General features: G+C 59.1%; 21 protein-coding genes and 7 tRNA genes. 12 read left to right on the top strand and 16 right to left on the bottom strand.

What is annotated here, in order from left to right; translation table 11 throughout:
- The first annotated feature begins 79 nt into the window (after positions 1–79).
- Both AAHA41_RS00575 and AAHA41_RS00570 read left to right on the top strand, forming a co-directional pair.
- A complete protein-coding gene (locus AAHA41_RS00575) occupies positions 80–748 on the top strand; it encodes a LysM-like peptidoglycan-binding domain-containing protein (RefSeq protein WP_323068486.1) in 669 nt (222 codons plus the stop codon).
- 272 nt (positions 749–1,020) lie between these two features.
- Positions 1,021–1,230, top strand: coding sequence for a cold-shock protein (locus tag AAHA41_RS00570; protein WP_005297820.1), 210 nt, complete (start codon positions 1,021–1,023; stop codon positions 1,228–1,230).
- A gap of 415 nt (positions 1,231–1,645) precedes the next feature.
- Here the strand turns inward: AAHA41_RS00570 and AAHA41_RS00565 are convergent.
- From AAHA41_RS00565 to orn, 8 genes are all read right to left on the bottom strand, one after another.
- Positions 1,646–1,721: transfer RNA gene (locus tag AAHA41_RS00565), tRNA-Gly, on the bottom strand.
- Positions 1,722–1,745: 24 nt separating this feature from the next.
- Positions 1,746–1,821, bottom strand: a tRNA-Gly gene (locus tag AAHA41_RS00560).
- 24 nt (positions 1,822–1,845) lie between these two features.
- Positions 1,846–1,921 (bottom strand) — tRNA-Gly (locus tag AAHA41_RS00555).
- 24 nt (positions 1,922–1,945) lie between these two features.
- Positions 1,946–2,021: transfer RNA gene (locus tag AAHA41_RS00550), tRNA-Gly, on the bottom strand.
- Positions 2,022–2,046: 25 nt separating this feature from the next.
- Positions 2,047–2,122: transfer RNA gene (locus AAHA41_RS00545), tRNA-Gly, on the bottom strand.
- A gap of 33 nt (positions 2,123–2,155) precedes the next feature.
- Positions 2,156–2,231 (bottom strand) — tRNA-Gly (locus AAHA41_RS00540).
- A 37-nt stretch (positions 2,232–2,268) separates the two neighbouring features.
- Positions 2,269–2,344, bottom strand: a tRNA-Gly gene (locus tag AAHA41_RS00535).
- A 178-nt stretch (positions 2,345–2,522) separates the two neighbouring features.
- A complete protein-coding gene (orn, locus tag AAHA41_RS00530; protein ID WP_047436099.1) occupies positions 2,523–3,068 on the bottom strand; it encodes an oligoribonuclease in 546 nt (181 codons plus the stop codon).
- 91 nt (positions 3,069–3,159) lie between these two features.
- On the opposite strand from orn, the gene rsgA reads away from it, so the two are divergent.
- Genes rsgA through AAHA41_RS00505 form a run of 5 tightly spaced genes read left to right on the top strand, consistent with a single transcriptional unit; the run spans position 3,160 to position 6,003 of the window.
- Entirely contained in the window at positions 3,160–4,194 is a 1,035-nt protein-coding gene (gene rsgA, locus AAHA41_RS00525) for a small ribosomal subunit biogenesis GTPase RsgA (RefSeq protein ID WP_323068485.1), read from the top strand.
- A 28-nt stretch (positions 4,195–4,222) separates the two neighbouring features.
- Positions 4,223–5,095 (top strand): archaetidylserine decarboxylase, encoded by an 873-nt coding sequence (asd, locus tag AAHA41_RS00520; protein WP_323068484.1) that lies wholly within the window; start codon positions 4,223–4,225, stop codon positions 5,093–5,095.
- Positions 5,092–5,343, top strand: a complete 252-nt coding sequence (locus AAHA41_RS00515; RefSeq protein WP_005341005.1) for a VF530 family protein — start codon at positions 5,092–5,094, stop codon at positions 5,341–5,343. Before asd ends, AAHA41_RS00515 begins: the two co-directional genes overlap by 4 nt.
- 4 nt (positions 5,344–5,347) lie before the next feature.
- A complete protein-coding gene (locus AAHA41_RS00510) occupies positions 5,348–5,611 on the top strand; it encodes a DUF2960 domain-containing protein (protein WP_042031708.1) in 264 nt (87 codons plus the stop codon).
- A 2-nt stretch (positions 5,612–5,613) separates the two neighbouring features.
- Entirely contained in the window at positions 5,614–6,003 is a 390-nt protein-coding gene (locus AAHA41_RS00505; RefSeq protein WP_041210445.1) for a hypothetical protein, read from the top strand.
- An 85-nt stretch (positions 6,004–6,088) separates the two neighbouring features.
- On the opposite strand, the gene AAHA41_RS00500 is transcribed toward AAHA41_RS00505, so the two are convergent.
- From AAHA41_RS00500 to gpt, 5 genes are all read right to left on the bottom strand, one after another.
- Entirely contained in the window at positions 6,089–7,342 is a 1,254-nt protein-coding gene (locus tag AAHA41_RS00500; RefSeq protein WP_323068482.1) for a glutamate-5-semialdehyde dehydrogenase, read from the bottom strand.
- A gap of 34 nt (positions 7,343–7,376) precedes the next feature.
- Entirely contained in the window at positions 7,377–8,480 is a 1,104-nt protein-coding gene (gene proB / locus AAHA41_RS00495; protein WP_033114873.1) for a glutamate 5-kinase, read from the bottom strand.
- Between the two features lie 157 nt (positions 8,481–8,637).
- Complete coding sequence (crl, locus tag AAHA41_RS00490) at positions 8,638–9,030, bottom strand: sigma factor-binding protein Crl (RefSeq protein ID WP_042031710.1); 393 nt, start codon at positions 9,028–9,030, stop codon at positions 8,638–8,640.
- Positions 9,031–9,092: 62 nt separating this feature from the next.
- On the bottom strand, positions 9,093–10,361 hold the full coding sequence (gene frsA / locus AAHA41_RS00485; protein ID WP_323068481.1) for an esterase FrsA: 1,269 nt from the start codon (positions 10,359–10,361) through the stop codon (positions 9,093–9,095).
- Between the two features lie 120 nt (positions 10,362–10,481).
- Positions 10,482–10,949 (bottom strand): xanthine phosphoribosyltransferase, encoded by a 468-nt coding sequence (gpt, locus tag AAHA41_RS00480; RefSeq protein ID WP_033114875.1) that lies wholly within the window; start codon positions 10,947–10,949, stop codon positions 10,482–10,484.
- Between the two features lie 966 nt (positions 10,950–11,915).
- Here gpt and AAHA41_RS00475 point away from each other — a divergent pair.
- The gene (locus tag AAHA41_RS00475; protein ID WP_203977404.1) at positions 11,916–13,367 is read left to right on the top strand and encodes an aminoacyl-histidine dipeptidase; all 1,452 of its coding nucleotides are present in this window, start codon (positions 11,916–11,918) and stop codon (positions 13,365–13,367) included.
- 83 nt (positions 13,368–13,450) lie between these two features.
- Here AAHA41_RS00475 and djlA read toward each other — a convergent pair whose 3' ends face one another.
- The 3 genes from djlA to AAHA41_RS00460 are packed head-to-tail and all read right to left on the bottom strand — an operon-like array spanning position 13,451 to position 15,979.
- On the bottom strand, positions 13,451–14,284 hold the full coding sequence (gene djlA, locus AAHA41_RS00470) for a co-chaperone DjlA (RefSeq protein WP_215803075.1): 834 nt from the start codon (positions 14,282–14,284) through the stop codon (positions 13,451–13,453).
- Positions 14,285–14,303: 19 nt separating this feature from the next.
- Positions 14,304–14,972: an N-acetylmuramate alpha-1-phosphate uridylyltransferase MurU gene (gene murU, locus AAHA41_RS00465; RefSeq protein WP_323068479.1), complete on the bottom strand. Its 669-nt coding sequence runs from the start codon at positions 14,970–14,972 to the stop codon at positions 14,304–14,306.
- On the bottom strand, positions 14,969–15,979 hold the full coding sequence (locus tag AAHA41_RS00460; protein ID WP_215803073.1) for a phosphotransferase: 1,011 nt from the start codon (positions 15,977–15,979) through the stop codon (positions 14,969–14,971). The genes murU and AAHA41_RS00460 overlap by 4 nt, the downstream gene beginning before the upstream one ends.
- Before the next feature lie 174 nt (positions 15,980–16,153).
- Here AAHA41_RS00460 and lptD point away from each other — a divergent pair, with 174 nt between their 5' ends.
- From lptD to rsmA, 4 genes are read left to right on the top strand one after another with little or no spacing between them, the layout of a single operon-like run.
- Complete coding sequence (gene lptD, locus AAHA41_RS00455; RefSeq protein ID WP_182927299.1) at positions 16,154–18,610, top strand: LPS assembly protein LptD; 2,457 nt, start codon at positions 16,154–16,156, stop codon at positions 18,608–18,610.
- 26 nt (positions 18,611–18,636) lie between these two features.
- On the top strand, positions 18,637–19,935 hold the full coding sequence (surA, locus tag AAHA41_RS00450) for a peptidylprolyl isomerase SurA (protein WP_041210451.1): 1,299 nt from the start codon (positions 18,637–18,639) through the stop codon (positions 19,933–19,935).
- The gene (gene pdxA / locus AAHA41_RS00445) at positions 19,935–20,930 is read left to right on the top strand and encodes a 4-hydroxythreonine-4-phosphate dehydrogenase PdxA (protein ID WP_323068477.1); all 996 of its coding nucleotides are present in this window, start codon (positions 19,935–19,937) and stop codon (positions 20,928–20,930) included. Before surA ends, pdxA begins: the two co-directional genes overlap by 1 nt.
- On the top strand, positions 20,920–21,732 hold the full coding sequence (gene rsmA / locus AAHA41_RS00440; protein WP_041210436.1) for a 16S rRNA (adenine(1518)-N(6)/adenine(1519)-N(6))-dimethyltransferase RsmA: 813 nt from the start codon (positions 20,920–20,922) through the stop codon (positions 21,730–21,732). The genes pdxA and rsmA overlap by 11 nt, the downstream gene beginning before the upstream one ends.
- Positions 21,733–21,735 lie beyond the last annotated feature (3 nt).

The following is a 21,735-nucleotide window of genomic DNA, read 5'->3' as shown; positions in this document are numbered from 1 at the left end:
TCCCCCTCGGGGGCGAGTCCGTTTACCATAGGCGGCGAAATTTGCCTGATGGCAGGCAATGCAGTGAGAGGTAAATGCCGTGCCCACCCCGGACCGTCGCCCACGTGGCCATAACAGACGAGCCCAGCAGCGTCGCAAAGACGAATCACAAGTATCCCTGCTCCATCGTATCAATGCAGCAACAGAGTCCTTGCGCCAACGATTTGGCAAAAAAGAGCAGCAGCCAGCCCTGCGCAGCCAGAGTGCCAGCACCGGCAAATTCAAGCTGAGCAGCCCGCTGCCGCGCAAGAACACCATAGGTCTGCTGATCCTGATCCCGCTCTGGCTGCTGGTGCTGGCCTGGGAACCCGCCCCGAGTGTGCCCAAAGCGCCGCCGTCCGGTTCGCTGGAAGTGCCGCTGGCGGTACCGGCACAGGCCATGACCGTTGGCAATGGCACCACGGGCAGTGCGCCTGCCGCTGCCAAACCGGTCGAAGAGAAGGTCAATGGCACCTGGCTGCAGCACGATGTGCAAGCCGGTGAGACCCTCTTCTCCATCTTCCGCAAGTTCGAGCTGCCGGGCGCCGAGCTCAGTCGCCTGATCGCCATCGAGGGGCCGGATCGGCCGCTGACCCGCCTGCAATCGGGCCGCTCCGTCTTCATTCTGGTGGATGACAGCCGCCGCATTCAGCGGGTCGAGATCCGCTCCTACGGTCAGGCCATCTATCGCTATGACCGGCAGGGCGAAGGGTTCGTCCTCAAGGAGTAAAACAAAACGGGAGGCTGCGGCCTCCCGTTTTACATCCCGATCCCTGCCAAATAAGCTACTGACTTCACAATATTTTTAGCTTGTTCAAAAAACGACAGGGGTCAAATTGACAAGGATCGGCGCTAACGTACAATCGATTGTGCTTTAGACAGGGATTGTTCTGCGTGCTACTGGGACAAAGAGACGTGGTCAGTCATGAGCCAACCCCTGCTGCAAGGCAAATGCAGCCCCACAGGGCTTAGTTTCATTTTGTTATTGATAGGATTTTGCACATGTCTGACATTCGCACCGGCCAGGTAAAATGGTTCAACGAAACCAAGGGTTTTGGCTTCATCGAGCAATCCCAGGGTCCGGACGTATTCGTTCACTTCTCCTCCATCCAGAGCGCAGGTTTCAAAACCCTGGCTGAAGGTCAGAAAGTCCAGTTCACTGTGACCCAGGGCAAGAAAGGCCCGCAGGCCGAAAACGTCACCGTTATCTAAGGCCACGCCAGTGAACATGTAGGAGGTGCCATCGGCCCTCCTATTTTTTTGCCCGCTTTTTTTGCCCGCGATGTCCCCTCCCCGATCGGCAGAGCTCTTGCCGGGCTTGCCATCCCCGCCTGCAAGGCGTTTATGGCCACCACCGGCCGCTATAAGTCAAATTTATGGGTTTTGGTTAAATGCCCCGGTTTTAACTTATACCGAGCCAATGTCTGTGATTCAGCCCCTGCCATGTCTGTAAGCCGACCGCAAAGGGTTGTGCCCGATCTCCGAGAGGCTATTAGCGAGCAATACATCTTGGTCTTATGACTTGGGATATGCGGGGAAGAGAGAAAGCAAGCACCGGATACGACAAGTCATCGCAGCGCGATGTGATGGGCAATTCAAAGGGATTATCAGGACTTCGAAGAGAGATTGGAGCGGGAAACGAGACTCGAACTCGCGACCCCGACCTTGGCAAGGTCGTGCTCTACCAACTGAGCTATTCCCGCAACAGGATGTCATTTACAAGTGATTGGAGCGGGAAACGAGACTCGAACTCGCGACCCCGACCTTGGCAAGGTCGTGCTCTACCAACTGAGCTATTCCCGCAACGGAATGTCACTTACAAATGTTTGGAGCGGGAAACGAGACTCGAACTCGCGACCCCGACCTTGGCAAGGTCGTGCTCTACCAACTGAGCTATTCCCGCAACAGAATGTCATCTGCAAGTGATTGGAGCGGGAAACGAGACTCGAACTCGCGACCCCGACCTTGGCAAGGTCGTGCTCTACCAACTGAGCTATTCCCGCATCGGAATATCACTTACAAATTTTTTGGAGCGGGAAACGAGACTCGAACTCGCGACCCCGACCTTGGCAAGGTCGTGCTCTACCAACTGAGCTATTCCCGCAACAATTTGGTTGTCTTGAGGCTGGCTGATGATTGGAGCGGGAAACGAGACTCGAACTCGCGACCCCGACCTTGGCAAGGTCGTGCTCTACCAACTGAGCTATTCCCGCATCGGGCTGGTTTGCACCAGTGTCATCATCAGATTTTTGGAGCGGGAAACGAGACTCGAACTCGCGACCCCGACCTTGGCAAGGTCGTGCTCTACCAACTGAGCTATTCCCGCAACTACCTTAAAACAGGCCGTACAGCATTTGGTTGCTTGCGCTACTGTACGGGAGCCGAATTATAAGAGCAGTCATTCCAATTGCAAGGGCTTTTTTGTCTGGTTGCGCGCGTTCGCTCAAAAGCTGGCCGAACTGTCGATTTTAGCAGCCAGCGCATGACAACCCCTTGCCGGGAAATCAGATCTTGAAGACGTGGCTGCGATAGAACTGCAACTCGGCGATGGATTCGCGGATATCGTCCAGCGCCTGATGGGTACCGCTCTTCTTGAACTGATCCAGCAACTCCGGCTGCCAGCGGCGTACCAGCTCCTTGATGGTGCTGACGTCGACGTTGCGATAGTGGAAGAAGGCTTCCAGATCAGCCATGTGCTTGACCATGAAGCGGCGATCCTGACCGATGCTGTTGCCGCATAGCGGGCTGGTGCGCTCCGGCACCCACTGGCGAATAAAGTCGAGGGTCTCGGCAACGGCTTTCGCCTCGTCATGCTGGCTCGCCTTGACCCGGGCCACCAAACCACTCTTGGTGTGGGTGTTGACGTTCCACTCGTCCATCTTGGCCAGCTCTTCATCGCTCTGATGGATGGCGATGACCGGCCCTTCGGCCAGCACGTTCAGGTCCTTGTCGGTGACGATGGTGGCAATCTCCAGTACCACGTTCTCTTCGGGGTCGAGACCCGTCATCTCCATGTCGATCCATACCAGGTTCTGCGCGCTGACTGTCATGATTACTCTCTCTGTTGGGAGGAATGGCGGAATTTTGCCAATTTGCATGTATCATACTGGCTTTGGATCTGTTCATAAACTGGCGAATCGAGTGGCAAAGAAAGCAAAACTCAATCTGGGTCAACAAAGACGCGTCCAGGCCAACCGCGAGCGTCGGCTGCAAAAAGAGCACACCACAGAGGTGGATGACACCCTGTTTGGCCCGGCCATCGAAGGGGTGGTGATCAGCCGTTTCGGTCAGCACGCGGACGTTGAGGCGAGCGATGGCACCATCCACCGCAGCAACCTGCGGCGCAGCAGCATCAGCAGTCTGGTGTGCGGCGACAAGGTGGTGTGGCGTCCCGGCCTCAATGCCGCAACAGCGGGCGTCATCGAAGCGGTGCATCCGCGCCACTCGGTACTGACCCGGCCGGACTTCTACGACGGGGTCAAACCCATCGCCGCCAACATCGACCAGATCATCATCGTCTCGGCGGTGATGCCCGAGTTCTCCACCAACATCGTCGACCGCTATCTGGTGGCCGCCGAGGATGTGGAGATCCAGCCACTCATCGTGCTGAACAAGGTCGATATGCTCGATGATGCCGCGAGAGCGCGCATCGAGAGCCAGCTCGAAACCTACCGCAAACTCAATTACGAGGTGCTGCTGGTGAGCTGCGAGAGCGGTGAAGGGCTCGATGAGCTGAAAGCCAAGCTCACCGACAAGATCAGCATCTTCGTCGGCCAGTCCGGGGTGGGCAAATCCTCGCTCACCAATGCCCTGATGCCGGGGCTGGATGTGCTCACAGGCGAGATCTCCGAAAACTCGGGGCTCGGCCAGCACACCACCACCACGGCGCGGCTCTACCACTTCCCGAGCGGTGGCGATCTCATCGACTCCCCCGGGATCCGCGAGTTCGCCCTCTGGCATCTGGAAGCCGACCGCATCACCTGGTGCTTCGTCGAGTTTCGCGACTATCTGGGTGGCTGCAAGTTCCGCGACTGTACCCACAAGGACGATCCCGGCTGTGCCCTGCGCGCCGCGGTCGACGCGGGCGCTATCAGCGCCGATCGCTTCCACAACTATCACCGCATCCTGGAAACCATGCAGGAAGCCCGTCACGGTCGCCAACAAGCGCGCCTGTGACCCTGTTTAACCTACGTTGATGATGAACATGAGCATTACTGACAACCTGAAAATTGCCGGTCAATACTGTCTGCCCAAGCACGCCCTATCCCGTCTGATCGGCAAGTTTGCCGCCGCCGAAGCGGGCAACATCACCACCAGGGTGATCGAGGCTTTTATCAAGCAGTACCAGGTCGACATGAGCGAGGCGCTGCACGAGAGTCCGGCCCACTACAAGAGCTTCAACGAGTTCTTCACCCGCGAGCTCAAGCCCGGCATCCGCCCCGTGGTAGAAGATGCCATGACCCTGGTGCTGCCGGTGGATGGCACCGTCAGCCAGCTCGGCCCGATCCAGCAGGGTCGCATCATCCAGGCCAAGGGCCACGACTACAGCGCTCGCGAGCTGCTGGGCGGCTATGAGGATCTGGTAGCGCCGTTCAAGGATGGCGACTTCGCCACCATCTATCTGGCGCCCAAGGATTACCACCGCATCCACATGCCGCTGGACGGCGTGCTGGAGAGCATGGTGTTCGTGCCGGGGGATCTCTTCTCCGTCAACCCGCTCACCGCCGAGAATGTGCCGAACCTGTTTGCCCGCAACGAGCGGGTGGTGGCCACCTTCCGCACCCCGCACGGCCCCATGGCGCTGGTGCTGGTTGGTGCCACTATCGTGGCCAGCATCGAGACCATCTGGGCCGGCAACATTGCGCCGACCAAAGAGAAGAAGGTGGTGCGCTGGGACTACACCGGTGACGAGGCCATTACCCTGCAAAAAGGTGCCGAGATGGGGCTGTTCAAACTGGGCAGTACTGTCGTCTGCCTGTTTGGCCCGGGCATGCTGGCCGGTTTCGAACCTCACTTGGCCAACGGGGTCACCACCCGCATGGGTCAGCCCTTTGCCAAGCTGGCGGAGCAGGCATGAGCGAGCAACCGAACGCCTCGCAGAAGAACAACCCGCTGCACGGGCTGACGCTGGAAGCCATCGTCACCGCGCTGGTCGAACACTACGGCTGGGAAGAGCTGGGGCAGCAGATCAATATCCGCTGCTTCACCCATGAGCCCAGCGTCAAATCCAGCCTGAAGTTCTTGCGCAAGACCCCATGGGCCCGGGAGAAGGTAGAGAGCCTCTACCTCTACGTTCAGCGCAAGCAAGCCAAATCAAAGGAATAACGCCATGGCGTTCAAGATTACCTACACCTACAAGAAGCAGGCCAAAACGATCGGCTATGCCAACGACAAGTTCAACAGCATCTATGATGCGGTTGCCGCTGCCGAAGGGATCGATCTCGCCAGCTTCCACGCCATGGAGGCTCAGCTGGCTCAGGTGTGCCGGCGCGACAAGAAGAGCGTGAAGGATTACCGGGAGAACTACTTCAAAGAGCTGGGGTTTTCCAACATTGTCATCGAACGGGACAACCTCGAAGAGGATCAGGAGTAACCATGCGAACCTTGACTCTGATGGCCGCCTCTCTGCTGCTGGCGGCATGCAGTACACCGGAACAACATCTGGTTGGCAGCGATCGCGACAGCCACGGCTGCATCGGCAGTGCGGGCTATCAGTGGTCAGCGCTGACCGGCAAATGCGTGCGCCTGTTCGAGCAGGGCATCCGACTCAATCCGACCGATGCCAGCCAGACCAGCAGTGCGTTCGTGCTGTTCAACACCGATCAGAGCAAGGCCGAGCTGACCCTGCCCACCGGCGAGCAGCACCAGCTTGCCCGTCAGGGCATGGAAGGCAACTGGTCGTGGCAGGGCAGCGGTTACACCCTCTTCCCCTGGAAGGGCTATGTGCTCAAATCCGGTGACAAGGTGCTCTATCAGGGGGAGTAACCCGAGCGCCTGATATCTTCCCGATATCCACCAAATAAAATGCCGACCCAAGGGTCGGCATTTTTGTTTCTGACACAACAGGTTATCAGGCGCGGCTGAGGTAATCGGCCTGCCCCACCCACTTGTAGCTGGTAAGCTCGGTCAGCCCCATGGGGCCACGGGCGTGCAGCATCTGGGTCGACACCGCCACTTCAGCCCCCAGCCCAAACTGGCCGCCATCGGTGAAGCGGGTCGAGGCGTTGACGTAGACCGCCGCCGAACCGGCCCCGTTGACGAAACGCTCGGCGTTGGCCAGATCGTTGGTCAGGATGGCATCGGAGTGGCCGGCGTTATGCTCGCGCATATGGGCCAGCGCTTCGTTCACATCCGCCACCAGCTTGACCCCCAGAGTCAATCCCAGCCACTCGGTATCGAAATCTTCCGGCCCCGCCTCGCACAGATTGTCGGCGCCCGCCAGCAGCGTCATGGCGTTGGCCGCGCCGACCAGCGTCACCTTACGCTCGTTCATCAGCGCTACCAGCTGCGGCAGGAAAGTTGAAGCGACGTTCTCGTGTACCAACAGGGTATCGAGGGCGTTGCAGGCGGAGGGGCGCTGCACCTTGGCGTTGTCGATAACTGCCAGAGAGCGCACCAGATCGGCACTCTCGTCGACGAAGATGTGGCTGATGCCGAAACCACCGATGATGACCGGAATGGAGCTGTTCTCCTTGCACATCTTGTGCAAACCGGCACCACCGCGGGGAATGATCATGTCCACAAAGCGGTCGAGGCGCAGCAGCTCGGCCACCAGCGCCCGATCCGGGTTGTCGATATACTGCACCGCCGCCTCGGGCAGGCCGGAGGCCGCCAAGGCATCCTGGATCACCCGCACCAGCTCCAGATTGGAGTGGAAGGTCTCGCGACCGCCACGCAGTATGCTGGCGTTGCCGGTCTTGAGGCAGAGGCTGGCGATGTCGATGGTGACGTTGGGGCGCGCCTCGTAGATGACGCCGATAACCCCGATGGGCACCCGACGACGGGAGAGGCGCAGGCCATTCTCCAGCACCCGGCTATCCATTTCGGCGCCGACCGGATCATCCAGCGTGATTACCTTGCGCACATCTGCCACGATACCGACCAGCCGGGCCGGATTAAGCAGCAGGCGATCCAGCATCGCCTCTGACAAGCCAGCCTCACGGCCAGCGGCGATATCTTTCGCGTTGGCAGCGAGGATCTGCTCGCTGCGCGCCTCCAGCTCGTCGGCGATGGCGGCCAGCGCCCGGTTCTTCTGCGCCGTGCTGACGGTAGCCAGCTGATAGGCGGCTTCACGGGCCGCCTGCCCCATTTTCTCCAGACTCATCTCATTTCCCTTTGTTCATGCCGTGCCGCCCTGATTAGAGCAGCACCATGTCGTCTCGATGGATAGCCACAGAGCCGTAGCCATAGCCTAATACCTGCTCAATCTGGTCCGAGTGGACGCCGCGCAGCTTATCCAGCTCCAGATGGTCGTAACGGCAGATGCCGCGGGCCAGCTCGGCGCCCTTGGGATCAAGAATGCGCACCACATCGCCCCGAATGAAGTCGCCCTTGACCGCGACGATCCCCTTGGGCAGCAGGCTGGAGCCTTTCTCCTTCATGGCGGCCACAGCCCCCTGATCCACATGGACTTCGCCGTGAGGGGGCGGGCCTGCCAGGATCCAGCTCTTGCGCCCTTCCAGCGGGGAGGCCAGCGCCGGGAAGAGGGTTCCGATACGCTCGCCCTTGGCGAGACGGCCGATCACCTCCGGCATCTGGCCGGTCGCGATCACCACGTTGACGCCGGCGCGACGCGCAACATCGGCCGCCTGCAGCTTGGTGGCCATGCCGCCGGTACCGAGGCCACTGACACTGTCACCCGCCAGCGAACGCAGGGTATCGTCAATGGTCTGCACCTCTTCGATGAGCTGGGCATCGGGATTGGTGCGCGGATCGGCAGTAAACAATCCCTTCTGGTCGGTGAGCAGGATCAGCAGATCGGCATCGGCCAGGATGGCGGCACGGGCGGAGAGGTTGTCGTTGTCGCCCACCTTGATCTCGGCGGTCGCTACCGCGTCGTTTTCGTTGATGACCGGAATGATGCGGTGATCGAGCAGGGTGCGCATGGTGTCGCGGGCATTGAGATAGCGCTCCCGATCTTCCAGATCGGCGCGAGTCAGCAGCATCTGGCCGATATGCAAGCCATAGAGGTTGAACAGATCCTGCCACACCCGAATGAGTTGGGTCTGACCGACCGCCGCCAGCATCTGCTTGTTGGGCAAGGTTGGCGCCAGTGGCGGGTGGCCCAGATGCTCACGCCCGGCGGCGATAGCCCCCGAGGTGACGACCACGACCCGATGGCCGTGGCGGTGCAAGGCCGCACACTGTCTGACCAGCTCGACCATATGGGCACGATTGAGCTGGGAAGACCCCCCTGTGAGCACGCTGGTGCCCAACTTGACGACTATGGTTCTGTTTTCCATGGGAGCATAAAGGCTAAAAAAGTAAGGAATATCTTTATACCCACGGCCATGGAGCCCTGCAAGGCAATTCATGGTGCGGTGGAGGAGGAGAAAAAACGGGAGGAGAGAGAACTGGAGCCCTGCGAGTGACAGATGCAACTCGCAGGGCTTCAGGGGATCAGGCTGCCGTTACGGTCAGCTCGTTGGTGACCTGCTCGGCAGGAGACAAGTGACACTCAAGCGCGGCCAGCTTGTCGCTGATGAGCTTGTAGAAGCGGTTGAGGGTGCGTTCCACCTCCACCTGATGCTTCTTGGGGATCGGCTTGTCGAGCCACTCGCCATCGGCATTGTAAAAACCGAACTGATAGTGATAGCGGAACTGGTGATCATCCTGCTCCAGTACCAGCCACCAGCCCCAGAACTCCCGCTTGTCCGGCGCCGGTTTGGCGCTGACGCAGACAGACAAACAGTCGAAGCGGTAACGCCCCTCTTCACAGAGATCTTCGCGCAGATAGGGGCCAATGGCAGCAAACTGCCGCAGCAGCCGCTTGTAGGTCACTCTTTCAGACATGTTAACCTCCCTGTTAAACAAGCCACGCCACCTGGTGATGGCGTCAGATTTTTAGCGCAATATCAGGCACACAGGTGCCGTTTCAACCACTCGACAATCTCATCCAGCGCCTGGTCATAGACCTCCAGCAAAGGCTGTTTGTCAAACACGATGGCCTTGCCATTGCGGCTGGCCGACGCCAACGCCCGGACATCCTGCTCGGGACAGATGAAATCTCTCTTGTGTCCGATACTTAATATCGGCACCGATGTGCGAGTCCCGAGCAATCCTTGCGTTTTCAGTGAAAATACCTGGCACTTGGTACGCATGGTATCCCACTCGGCCGCATCGGCCCCCAACCGGTTGGCCAGACTGTCCCGCATCATGCGCGGGCATCGGGCAAACAGCTCCTGATTGGTAAACACCTGATTGACCCCGGCCCCGACACAGACCACGGTTTTGAGCTTGAACGGTTCGATAAAGGCCAGCCGCGCCGCCACATTGCCTGCCAGTCGAAAACCGACCATGGCGATACGCTGGTGATCGACCCAGGCAACCTCGGAGAGGTAGTGCAGCACCGCCTGATGGAGACGGCTGGTATCCTGCACCAGCGGCCAGTGCTCGGCATAGCCGATACCCGGCATATCCAGCGACAGCATGCCGATGCCGTTGGGTTCGAGCCGTTTGAGGTAGAAGTTGAGAAAATCGAGCTGCAGGGAGTCGATCCCCCCGCTGATGATCACCAGCGGCACCGGCTTGTCGGTAGCCGGCAGGTGGAGATAGCCCTGGATATTCTTGCCGCGAAATGGCACCTGGATCTCTTTGAGCGGCACCTTGAACAGCCGGCCCGCTTCGCGATAGGCCATGTTGCCGAGCAGTTGGGCCTGATCCGCCAGTTCATCATCCTTGAGATGGGGGTAGCTGGCGATGGAGTAGTAGCGCACCGCCTTGAGCAGTTGCTTGAGAGCCCCTTCCTTATCGCCCTGCTCGCACAGTTCGCGGCCCTGCTTGAAATAGGTGCCAGCCACCTGGCTCCACTCGTAGATCCAGTTGCCGGGCACATAGCCCTTGATGGTATCGAGATAGCAGTCGTGGGTGCGCTCGCCGGTCGCCATGGCGATGCGGGCCAGAGTCTGCTCCACCTCGACCGGATCTGCCCCCTGCCAGGCCCAGGATGGGCGGCGCAGCAAGCGATACCAGCTCTTTGACATGGAGCCGTCAATAAACATCTCGTCTGACTCGGCCTCGGCCAGTTCGGCAGGGCTGGAGTTGGAGATCTCGGAAGTTTCCAATACCTTCTTGACCCGGGTGAACAGTTTTTCGGTCAGATTAAGGTCGTCGTTCAAGTCCAAGATAATGTCTCTTTCAATCAGGCAATGGTTCATCTTAACCACTTTTACTGCCCGTCAGCCACCCCGCAACAGATTGATACACAAAAAAACAGGGCTCCTTCAAGGAGCCCTGTGAAACCATTACTCTTCGTCGCAGATTGGCGTGACAAACTCCAACGCCATATCCCACGGTTGCTCGATCCAGGTGTCCTGCGGGATGGCAACTTCGAAATCATCCAGCAGCGGCTCACCCATAGGCTTGGCAAAAATGGCGATGAACTTGGCTTTCGGGTAGAGATCGCGGATGGCCTTGGCAGTTGTGCCGGTGTCCACCAGATCTTCCACTACCAGCCAGCCTTCGCCGTCACCGGCAGTGGTCGCACCCTTCACGACCACCAGCTCGCGCTGGTTGTCATGGTCATAGCTGGAGATGCAGAGGGTCTCTACGTTGCGGATGCCGAGTTCACGGGCCATCAGGGCTGCGGGTACCAGACCACCGCGGCTGACCGCGATGATCCCTTTCCACTGGTTGGCAGGCAGTTGACGACGAGCCAGACGGCGAGCTTCACGTTGCAGGTTGTCCCACGACACATAAAACTTTTTCGGCATATTATCGATCTCGAATAGTTGTACAAAAACAATCACTTAAAATAATGGCATCCGAAAGTACCCTCTCGAATGCCAATAAATGGCGGCTCTTGTCCGGCTGAATTCAGATTGCACTTGTTCTGCCTGAGGGATGACCTCGGCAGCAAATCTGATAGCAGTGGAAGCAAGATGGACATATCCGGCGCTTGGGTCGATAAGAGTGCCAAAACCGCGGACAGGCTGTTGGGCCGATATGATAGCACCCTTTGCAGAGAAAATGCCTGGCAAACGTATGCCAAATTCAGGAAAAATTGGCCTCTTCATCTTCAAATGACCCAACCAGAGAGTCGAATGGCCAATCTTGCGCCCCTCTCGTCAGCGACAATTGGCGCTCTTTGATAAACGACAGATAAAAAAATAGCAGGGGGAGGATTTACCTCGCGCACCTGCTGCTTTGTCGTCTGCACCCAATCGGGTGACTTGCCCCTCAGGACAAGCTCGTCTTAGCGACGGCTGACGAAGGGGTTAGGGTAGCTGAAACCCTGGGTATAGAGAGATGGGGCGAACCAATAGGTAGAGTTGCTGCCTGGCATCTTGAATCTCCTGATTGCTTAACAAGTTACGTACCTTTATGCGGGCTCAAATCCTTGAACGAACACTCGGTTCCATGGAGGCGCACTTGCTTTGCTTCGGTTCCCTGGAGGCTTTCATCGTCATCCTGACGGGTGGCGAACCACGGGAGCTAATTTACCAGCCGGCACCGTAAATTCAATCTTTTTGTGAAGCACGTCACATAAATTTCATTTCTACCAAACAGTGTCACCCGAGCCTGACAATTACACTGCCCCGGTGGCCACCGACAGCACAACCGCCCTGCGATTTGCGCTAACCGCTCACATTTTTCTGCGATTGACTGTATTATCGTTATCCACTTTCCAGGCCCACTGACGGGGCCTCTTTCATTCCGTGCTGGTAAGGAGTCCTGACGTGGCACAACTAAGTTCCTTGTCCCCCCAACTGATTTGGCATTTCTTCGAACAGATCTGCTCCATCCCCCACCCTTCCAAGCATGAAGCCAAGCTGAGCGCCTGGATCGTCCAATGGGCGCAAGGGGAAGGTCTGGCGGTCAAACAGGATAACGTCGGCAACATCATCATCAAGAAACCGGCTACCCCGGGGATGGAAAACCGCAAGGGCGTGGTGCTGCAGGCCCACATCGACATGGTGCCGCAGGCCAACGCCGACACCAAACACGACTTCGCGACCGATCCCATCGATGCCTATGTCGATGGCGAGTGGGTCACTGCCCGTGGCACCACCCTGGGTGCCGACAACGGCATCGGTATGGCCGGTTGCCTGGCAGTGCTGGCGGACAAGACCATCAAACACGGCCCGCTGGAAGTGCTGCTGACCACTGACGAAGAGACCGGCATGACCGGCGCCTTCGGTCTGGAAGCGGGCTGGCTGGAAGGCGAGATCCTGCTCAACACCGACTCCGAAGAGGATGGCGAGGTCTATATGGGCTGCGCCGGTGGGGTGGATGCCAATATCCGTTTCCCGCTCGAGCTGGTTGATGCTGCGGAAGGTGAAGCATTCGAGCTGGCCGTGAAAGGGCTGCGTGGCGGTCACTCCGGTTGCGACATCCATCGCGGTCGTGGCAACGCCAACAAGCTGCTGGTGCGCCTGCTCAAAGCAGCCGAGCCGCTCGGTATCCGTCTGGCCGAGATCCACGGCGGCACCCTGCGCAACGCCATCCCGCGCGAAGCCCGTGCCACCCTGCTGGTACCCGCTGCCAGCGTAAACGAGTTCAAGGCGCTGGTTGACCGCTACACCGGGATCTACCAGACCGAACTGGCCGCCACCGAGCCGAACCTGACTCTGCTGGTCAACAACGCCGCCAAACCGGCCAAGCTGATGAGCGTCTCCCTGCAGCAGCGCCTGCTGGATGCCCTGATGGCCTGCCCGAACGGCGTGATGCGCATGAGCGATGCCATGCCCGGCGTAACCGAAACCTCTACCAACCTGGGGGTCATCAAGACTCAGGATGGCGAAGTGTATGTCCAGTGCCTGATCCGCTCCCTGATCGACTCCGGTCGCGAGAGCATCGAGCAGATGACCCGCTCCCTGTTCACCCTGGCGGGTGCCAGCTGCGAGTTCACCGGTGCCTATCCGGGTTGGGCGCCGAACGTGGACTCCCCCGTCATGGCGCTGGTGCGCAACAGCTACCAGACCCTGTTCGGCACCATGCCCAACGTGATGGTGATCCACGCCGGTCTCGAGTGCGGTCTGTTCAAGAGCGCCTATCCGGAGTGGGACATGGTCTCCTTCGGCCCGACCATCCGCGGTGCCCACTCCCCTGACGAGAAGGTACACATCCCGGCAGTCGAGCGTTTCTGGCAACTGCTGGTACACGTACTGGAAGCCATTCCGGCCAAGTAAGACGGCCCGGATAAAACAGGCAAAACAAAAGCCCCGCACTGCTGCGGGGCTTTTTATTGTCTGTTCCAGCCTGACTTTGGCACTTAACGGATACCGCGGGCCTCGCGGATCCACTCCCAGGCTTGCTGGATCTCCTGGGTTTTCTCCTTGGCCATCTCCATCATCTCCGGCGGCAACCCCTTGGCGGCAAGCTTATCCGGGTGATGCTTGCTCATCTCCTTGCGGTAGGCGCGCTTGATATCCTGATCGCTGTCGCTCTCGCTTACCCCCAGCAGCTGGTAGGCATTTTTGAGGCGATCCGCCGAGGGAGGCGCCTGCCGATACTGCTGGCCACCCGCGCCGCCCCCCTGATACTGGCCATGGGCCTGATTGAAGAAGTTCATCTGCGCTTCGGCCATCGCCAGAATGCGGGCCAGCTCGATGCGGCTGAAGCCCAGCTCGTCAGCAATGGTGTGCAGGATGGCGCGTTCACCATCCTCTACCCGACCATCGGCAAAGGCGGCCTGCAGCTGCACTTCCAGAAAGAAGCGCAGGATATCGCGCTGGCCCTGGCTGGCACGACGAAACTCGGCCAGGGTCTCGCGCAGCGGGAAACCGGCCTCCTTGCCCTGCCGGAACGAATCCTGCGCGCGGCTGCGCTGCTCGCCGGAGAGGCGCATTCGATCCATCAGATTGGAGGCGACCCGGATCTCCTGCTCGGTCACCTGACCGCTCGATTTGGCGATATGGCCCATCACCGAGAAGGTGGCATGGAAGAAGACAGCCTGTTGCTCCTGAGTCGGGGTACGGCGAAACGCCCCCTGCAACCCCATGCCGCGATCGAAACGGTGGCCAATCCAGAGACCAATCAGGGCACCGATGATGTTGCCGAGCAGAAAACCGAAGAAGGCGCCCAGCACCTTACCCCAAATACGCATGGTTCAAGACCTCTTGATGTTATTGAGCGCGGAGCTGAAGCTGTTCGTCCAGCTCGCGCAGACGGTCGACAGTGCCGATATCGCGCCACTCGCCAGCCAGCAGGCTGCCACCTACCAGACCCTGCGCCATCCACTCCCGCAGCAGGGGAGCCAATTTGCGGGCACCGGCAGGCAGACCGGCAAAGGCTGCGGGCCGATAAAGACCGACGCCGCTGAACGTGAAGGCGGGGGTGTCTACGACCTTGCCATCTTGCAGGGCAAAGTCCCCGGCCGGATGCTGGGGGGGATTGGGAGCCAACCAGAGGTGGGCAAGATTCTCACCCAAGGACAGCTCAACCAGAGAGCGATAGTCGAGATCGAGCCAGGTATCGCCGTTGATCACCAGAAATGGCTCATCCCCCAACAGTGGCAGCGCCTGAATGATGCCGCCGGCCGTTTCCAGCGCACTCTCCTCGGCTGACCAGCGGATGGTCACGCCAAGCGCACTGCCATCACCCAGAGTCTCGACCAGCTTGTGGCCGAGCCAAGCGTGGTTGATCACCAGCTCGGTGACTCCGGCTGCTTTGAGCTTTTCGATATGGTGGACAATGAGCGGCTTGCCCCCGACAGCCAACAACGGCTTGGGCAGCAGGTCAGTCAGCGGGCGCATCCGCTCGCCACGGCCAGCGGCCAGGATCATCGCCTTCATGGTTTCACCCCGGCGTTGGCGATCCCCGGCAACACCACCAGCTCCAGCCACTGACCAAAACGGGCCAAAACCGGATAGGCGCTACCATGGCTGCGACAGACATCCACCACGTAGCCGAGGGTGCGGGGAATGTCCTTGAGATAGCCGGACTTGCCGTCGCGATGATAGAGGCGGGTGAAAATCCCTGCCGCTTTCAGATGGCGCTGCATGCCGGTCAGGTCGGCATCGCGGCGGAAACTGGCGTAGTCGCGCTCGCCAAGCAGCCCCGCCTGCTGCAGGGTGGCAAAGCCATGCTGCATCCCCTGCTCGATCACCGCGTCCGGCCAGCGCACATAGCAATCTTTCAGCAGGGAAACCAGATCATAGGTGAGCGGCCCGATGACCATATCCTGAAAATCGATGATGGCGAGTTCGCTGCTATCAGGAGTGTCTCCGCGGCACACCATCAGGTTGCGACTGTGGAAGTCACGGTGCATCACCCCTTGCGGCTGAGCCAGATTGCAAGCGGTGAGGCAGGCAAAGGTCTCATCCAGCAATTGTTGCTCTTCATCGCCCAGGGTCAGTTTTAGATGGTGGCCAAGCAGCCACTCGGGGAAAATGCTGTTCTCCCGCGCCATAAAGGCGGCATCGAAGGGCTCAAGCGCCAGCTCCACCACCCCCAGAGTTGGCAACAGCTCTATCGCCTTGGTATACCAAGCCAGCACATTTTGCTCATTCAGGCAGCTGATCAGCTGGGTATCGCCCAGGTCGCTGACCGCCAGCAAACCTTGTTCATAATCAACGGCCTTGACCTCTGGCGCCAGGAGCTGACGCGCATGCAAGGCTGCTGCATTACGAACAAACTCATGATTTTTTTCGGTTTTAGGATTGGCATCTACCCATACCAGCCCGGCGCCACGGTAGTAGCGGCGAAAACTGGCATCACCGGAAATGAGAGTCAACTGAAGGGTGGCATCGCCTGAAATCTGGCGTGCCCACTGCAATAGCAGGGAATCGCGATCGTGCATAAGTCGGGGACCAAAGTGGAAAGCAGCACTTGGCTGTTAGCCCTGGCCGCAATAATGCTTTATCATTGCCGGCTAACATAAAGCAATGACATGCAATGTCAACTCGATGAAACCTGTCGTAAAATGCATGCCTTGGATCAACCGTATCTATCACGGATTGCACGAGTCTTTCACATGACAAAATGGACACTGGGATACCGTTATCCCATCGCCCTGACTATCAGCCTGGCACCGGCCCTGACATCCATGATGGTTCAGGCTGCCCCTTTTGAGACGCCGCCAGCCACAGGGATCCTCGACAGCCTCTGTTACGACTATGTCCCCAAGGTCGAAAAACCTGCCTCTGCCGAGGAAGCCAATGCGCTGCCGGTCGAGGTGGATGCTGACCGCCTCGAAGCCAAGCAGGGCGGCACCGCCGTCTATGAAGGGGATGTCAAGGTTCGTCAGGGGGTTCGCAAGTTCGACTCCGACTATGCCCAGCTCGACCAGAAGAGCCGGGATGTCATCGCCATCGGCAACATCTATTACAACGACGGTCAGGTGACCGTCACCAGCGACAAGACCCTCAAATCCAACCTGGATACCAAGAACTCGGAGCTGGAAGAGGGCAAATATCAGGTTCATGGCTCACCGGTGCGCGGCTTTGCCAAGCGGGTCACCATGACCAACAACAACCAGAACATCACCATGGAGGGGGCCCAGTACACCACCTGCCCCCCGGGTCAGGAGGTGTGGACCCTCAAAGCGGGCAGCATCGACATCGACCAGAAAGAGGTGTTCGGCGAAGCATGGAACGCCAGCCTCTGGCTCTACGACTATCCGGTGTTCTACTTTCCCTATATCAACTTCCCTATCAAGGATGAGCGGAAGACGGGCTTGCTCTACCCCGGTTATACCCAAAGTTCCAGCAACGGCATGGATATCACCCAGCCCTTCTACTGGAACATTGCCCCTAACTACGATGCCACCATCACCTCCCGTTTTATGGACAAACGCGGCCTGATGGAGCAGGTGGAGTTCCGCTATATGCCGGACCCCGCCCACGCAGGCATCCTCTACTTTGAAAACCTGGCGGACGACAAGCAGTATGATGCCGGCAACCCCAGCTTCATCAACACGTCGACCGGCACCCCTTACCTGTCCGATGGCCACCGCTATCTGATGAACGTGCGTCACGGCTCAAGCCTGATGGATGGTTCCCTGCGCTTTGGTGTCGATTACACCCAGGTGCGCGACAAGGATTACAACTACTTCAACGACTTCAGTCCGACGGTGGGCACCCAGGTCGATAGTCAGTTGCAACAATCCTTTACTGCCGGTTACTACCAGCAGAACTGGAACCTCACCTCAGAAGTGCGCCGCTATCAGATCCTGAGCCCCTACGCGCTGCTGCCCCACGAGATGCTGCCGCGTATCGACTACAACTACTACCAGCAGGGCAAGTGGTTCGATCTGGCCTGGAACAGCGAACTGACCAAATTTGGTTATGACAGTGGCAGCGCCAGTGCCCAGCAGGCCGGTGAGCGTTACACCACCACCCGTCTGCACCTGGCTCCGACCCTGACCGTGCCTCTCATCGATGCCCCTGGCTACTACCTCACCAGCCAGTACAAGCTGATGTTTACCTCCTACAACCAGGAGGTGCCCAAGGATCTGGTCTACACGGATCGCTCGCGTTTTACCGACTCCAGCACTGGCCAGCTCACCCTGAAGGATGGCACTGTCAATCGCACACTCCCCTCCTTCCGGCTCAAGGGGGGGCTCAACTTCGATCGCCCGGTTGACTGGTATGATGGCAAGGGCACCCAGACTCTGGAACCTGAGTTCCAGTATCTCTACGTTCCTTATCGGGATCAGGACGATATCGGGATCTACGACTCCACCACCACCCGTCAGGATTACTACAGCCTGTTCAGTGATCGCCGCTACGCCGGTCTCGACCGCATCAGCGACGCCAACCGCGTCACTGCCGGTCTCACCAGCCGGATCTATGACAACGTAGGTGACGAGCGGCTGCGTTTGGCAGTAGCCCAAGCCTTCGAGATCACGCCGCCCAAGGTTCGCCTCTATCCTTCGGATCCCGAGAGCACCAACTCTCGCTCCCTGCTCTCCTTTGAGGGGGATGCCCGGGTCACGGAGCAGTGGTTTGCTCACGCTGGCACTCAATACGACACAGAGAAAAGTCAGTTCAGTGCGGCAAATGGCGCGGTGGAATACCGCAACGAGAAGTTCATCAGCCAGGTCAACTACCGCTTTATCAAGGATGGCAACAAGAGCTACTACAACAGTGCTGTGGCCGAAGACTTGAGCCAGGCAGGTCTGGTGATGATGGCGCCGATCGCCGATCAGTGGCAGATGTATGGTGGCTACTACCGTGACATCCAGCAAAACGTCAATATTGACCGCAAAATAGGCGTCAAATATGACTCCTGCTGCTGGAGCATCAACCTGAGTCTGGAGTGGCACAACCAGCCAGACAACATCACTCTGAAGCCCACCTCCGAGAAATCGATCGGTCTTCAATTCGAGATGAAGGGACTTGGCAGTGTCGGTACCGGTGGCCGCAGCGTCACGCTGGATACAGAGCTGTTGCCCTATGTTCGCCCGTTTAATCTGAAAGACCAGCAATGATGCTGGTCCAGCCTTGAGAGATGGATATGAAAAAGACCCTGATTGCCCTGCTGACCGCGGGTATGTTTGGCGCCATGAGTCAGGCCGCACTGGCGGCCCCCGAGCTGATGGACAAGGTGCTGGCCGTGGTCAACAAGGACGTGGTGCTTGCCAGTCAACAGGATGCACTGGTCAACAAGGTAAAGCTCTCCGCTCAGGAGAGCGGCCAGTCCCTGCCCGATGACGCCACCCTGCGCAAGCAGGCACTGGATCGCCTGATCCAGGAGAGTCTGCAGCTGCAACTGGCTGATCGCCAGGGCCTCAAGATCAGCGATACCCAGCTGGAGCAAGCTATCCAGGGGATCGCCGCCGACAACAAGATGACCATGGATCAGCTGCGTGCCCAGCTCGCCCGCGAAGGGATGAGCTATGCCCAGTATCGGGAAGAGGTGCGCCGCGAGATCCTGATGAACGAGGTACGCCGCAATCAGGTACGCCGTCGCATCAACATCTCCGATCAGGAGGTGAAGCAGGTGGTCGAGATCCTGAAAAAACAGGGTCAGCAACAGAACGAATATCACGTCGGCCATATCCAGATCTCCCTGCCGGATAACCCCACCGCAGCCCAGCTGGATGCCGCCAAGAGCAAGATCGAGCGTATCCTGACTGCCCTCAAGCAGGGTGCCGACTTCCGCAAACTGGCCATTGCCGAAAGTAACGGCCCCAAGGCACTGGAAGGTGGTGATTGGGGCTGGATGAGCCCGCAAGAGATGCCGACCCTGATGGCGGAAGCGGTACAGGGCGCCAAGAAGGGCGACATCGTTGGCCCGCTGCGCTCCGGTGCCGGTCTGCACATCATCAAGGTGTTCGATACCAAGGGGCAGCAGCAGGTGATGCTGACCGAGGTGAAGGCTCGCCATATCCTGATCAAGCCCTCCATCATCCTGAGCGAAGAGAAGGCCAAGGGGATGCTGGATGGCATTCTGCACGACATCAAGAGCGGCAAGGCAAGCTTCGCCAGCATGGCAGAGAAGTACTCCGAAGATCCGGGCTCTGCAGTACAGGGCGGCGAACTGGGCTGGTCTGATCCCAACGTCTATGTGCCCGAGTTCCGCGACATGGTCAACCGCCTGCAGCCGGGCCAAATCAGTGCACCGTTCCGTACCAGCCATGGCTGGCACATCGTGCAGGTTGAAGATCGCCGTAGCCAGGACGCCACTGACAAGGCACAGGAGCAGCGTGCCTACCAGCTCATCTACAACCGTCGCTTCGTGGAAGAGTCCCAGGCGTGGCTGGACGAGCTGCGTGATGAGGCCTACATCCGTATCGAAGGCGCCGGTAGCTGATGAACTGCCGTCGTCTTGCCGTCACCCCGGGCGAACCGGCCGGGATTGGGCCTGATCTGGTGCTGCAGATTGCCCAGCAGGATTGGCCGCATCAGTTGGTGGTCATTGCCGATCCGGTATTGCTGCGCGAGCGGGCGGCCCTGCTGGGGCTGCCCATCGAACTTGAGCCCTATGATGCCAGTCAACCTGCTCAACCGCAGCGAGCTGGTACCCTGACGGTATGTTCTGTCTCTCTTGATACCTCTGTGGTACCGGGCGAGCTGAACGAAGGCAACGGCGCCTATGTGCTGGCAACCCTGCAGCGCGCCTGCGATGGCAACATGAGCGGCGAATTTGCCGCCGTGGTGACCGGGCCGGTACACAAGGGGATCATCAACCAGGCCGGAGTCTCGTTTAGCGGTCATACCGAGTTCTTCGCCCAGCAATCCAACACCGCCGATGTGGTGATGATGCTGGCAACCGAGGGGCTGCGGGTTGCGCTGGCGACCACCCATATCCCCCTTGCCTATGTGGCGATGGCGATCACGGAAGATCGCCTCGGCAAGGTGATCCGCATCCTCAATGCGGATCTCGCCACCAAGTTTGGCATCGCCAACCCCCGAATTTACGTCTGCGGCCTCAATCCCCACGCCGGGGAAGGCGGCCACCTCGGACGTGAAGAGATTGACGTGATCGAACCTGCTCTGGCGACTCTGCGTCAGGAGGGGATCGATCTGGTCGGCCCGTTGCCGGCCGACACCCTGTTCCAGGAGAAATACCTCAAGGATGCGGATGCGGTACTCGCCATGTACCACGACCAGGGGCTGCCCGTGCTCAAATACAAGGGCTTTGGCAGTTCGGTCAATATCACTCTGGGGCTTCCCTTCATCCGCACTTCGGTGGATCACGGCACCGCACTGGATCTGGCAGGCAAGGGCCTGGCCGATTCGGGTAGCCTTGTCACCGCGATTAACCACGCCATCAAGATGGTAGAGAAAAAAAGATATGAGCAGTAAGGTGCACATGGGCCACACGGCCCGTAAGCGTTTCGGTCAGAACTTCTTGCACGATCGCTACGTGATCGACCAGATCGTGGCCGCCATCAATCCGCAGCCGGGCCAAAACCTGGTGGAGATCGGCCCGGGTCTGGCCGCGCTGACCGAGCCGGTTGCCGCCCAGATGGACAAGATGACCGTGGTCGAGCTGGACCGGGATCTGGCGGCGCGCCTGCGCGAGCACCCGACCCTGAAGGAGAAGCTCACCGTCATCGAAGCCGATGCCATGCGCTTCGACTTCAGCACCCTGATGGGTGAAGGCAAGGGGCCGCTGCGTATCTTCGGCAACCTGCCCTACAACATCTCCACTCCGCTCATCTTCCACCTGTGCGAGTTCGCAGATCGGGTCGAAGACATGCACTTCATGCTGCAAAAGGAAGTGGTCCTGCGTCTGGCCGCCGGCCCCGGCAGCAAGGCTTATGGCCGTCTGAGCGTGATGACCCAGTACTACTGCCAGGTGATCCCGGTACTGGAAGTGGGCCCGGGCGCCTTCAAACCGGCGCCGAAGGTGGACTCTGCCGTGGTTCGTCTGGTGCCGCACAAGAACCCGACCATCGTCGCCAAAGACATCCGTTGCCTGAATCGCGTCTGCACCGAGGGCTTCGGCCAGCGTCGCAAGACCATTCGCAACAGCTTCTCCAACTTCATCACCGACGCCCAGCTGACCGAGCTTGGTATCGATGGCAATCTGCGCCCGGAGAACCTCTCCCTCGAGCAGTTTGTCATGATCGCCAACTGGCTGGCGGATCAGCCAAAGGCCTGATCA

Origin of the sequence: Aeromonas sp. SER, from assembly GCF_038739615.1 — a bacterium.
In the GTDB taxonomy this organism is placed as follows: Bacteria; Pseudomonadota; Gammaproteobacteria; order Enterobacterales; family Aeromonadaceae; genus Aeromonas; species Aeromonas jandaei.
The sequence above is the reverse complement of the archived record's forward strand: the minus strand, read 5'-3'. Positions and strand labels throughout refer to the sequence as shown.

What these genes read in the sequence shown, in the direction of transcription:
- orn (WP_047436099.1), bottom strand. Translation starts at nt 3,068, where the DNA reads ATGACAGTCAGCGCGCAGAACCTGGTATGGATCGACATGGAGATGACG.
- murU (WP_323068479.1), bottom strand. Translation starts at nt 14,972, where the DNA reads ATGAAGGCGATGATCCTGGCCGCTGGCCGTGGCGAGCGGATGCGCCCG.
- proB (WP_033114873.1), bottom strand. Translation starts at nt 8,480, where the DNA reads ATGGAAAACAGAACCATAGTCGTCAAGTTGGGCACCAGCGTGCTCACA.
- AAHA41_RS00570 (WP_005297820.1), top strand. Translation starts at nt 1,021, where the DNA reads ATGTCTGACATTCGCACCGGCCAGGTAAAATGGTTCAACGAAACCAAG.
- AAHA41_RS00460 (WP_215803073.1), bottom strand. Translation starts at nt 15,979, where the DNA reads ATGCACGATCGCGATTCCCTGCTATTGCAGTGGGCACGCCAGATTTCA.
- crl (WP_042031710.1), bottom strand. Translation starts at nt 9,030, where the DNA reads ATGTCTGAAAGAGTGACCTACAAGCGGCTGCTGCGGCAGTTTGCTGCC.
- surA (WP_041210451.1), top strand. Translation starts at nt 18,637, where the DNA reads ATGAAAAAGACCCTGATTGCCCTGCTGACCGCGGGTATGTTTGGCGCC.
- djlA (WP_215803075.1), bottom strand. Translation starts at nt 14,284, where the DNA reads ATGCGTATTTGGGGTAAGGTGCTGGGCGCCTTCTTCGGTTTTCTGCTC.
- asd (WP_323068484.1), top strand. Translation starts at nt 4,223, where the DNA reads ATGAGCATTACTGACAACCTGAAAATTGCCGGTCAATACTGTCTGCCC.
- AAHA41_RS00515 (WP_005341005.1), top strand. Translation starts at nt 5,092, where the DNA reads ATGAGCGAGCAACCGAACGCCTCGCAGAAGAACAACCCGCTGCACGGG.
- pdxA (WP_323068477.1), top strand. Translation starts at nt 19,935, where the DNA reads ATGAACTGCCGTCGTCTTGCCGTCACCCCGGGCGAACCGGCCGGGATT.
- AAHA41_RS00510 (WP_042031708.1), top strand. Translation starts at nt 5,348, where the DNA reads ATGGCGTTCAAGATTACCTACACCTACAAGAAGCAGGCCAAAACGATC.
- gpt (WP_033114875.1), bottom strand. Translation starts at nt 10,949, where the DNA reads ATGCCGAAAAAGTTTTATGTGTCGTGGGACAACCTGCAACGTGAAGCT.
- AAHA41_RS00505 (WP_041210445.1), top strand. Translation starts at nt 5,614, where the DNA reads ATGCGAACCTTGACTCTGATGGCCGCCTCTCTGCTGCTGGCGGCATGC.
- lptD (WP_182927299.1), top strand. Translation starts at nt 16,154, where the DNA reads ATGACAAAATGGACACTGGGATACCGTTATCCCATCGCCCTGACTATC.
- AAHA41_RS00500 (WP_323068482.1), bottom strand. Translation starts at nt 7,342, where the DNA reads ATGAGTCTGGAGAAAATGGGGCAGGCGGCCCGTGAAGCCGCCTATCAG.
- rsmA (WP_041210436.1), top strand. Translation starts at nt 20,920, where the DNA reads ATGAGCAGTAAGGTGCACATGGGCCACACGGCCCGTAAGCGTTTCGGT.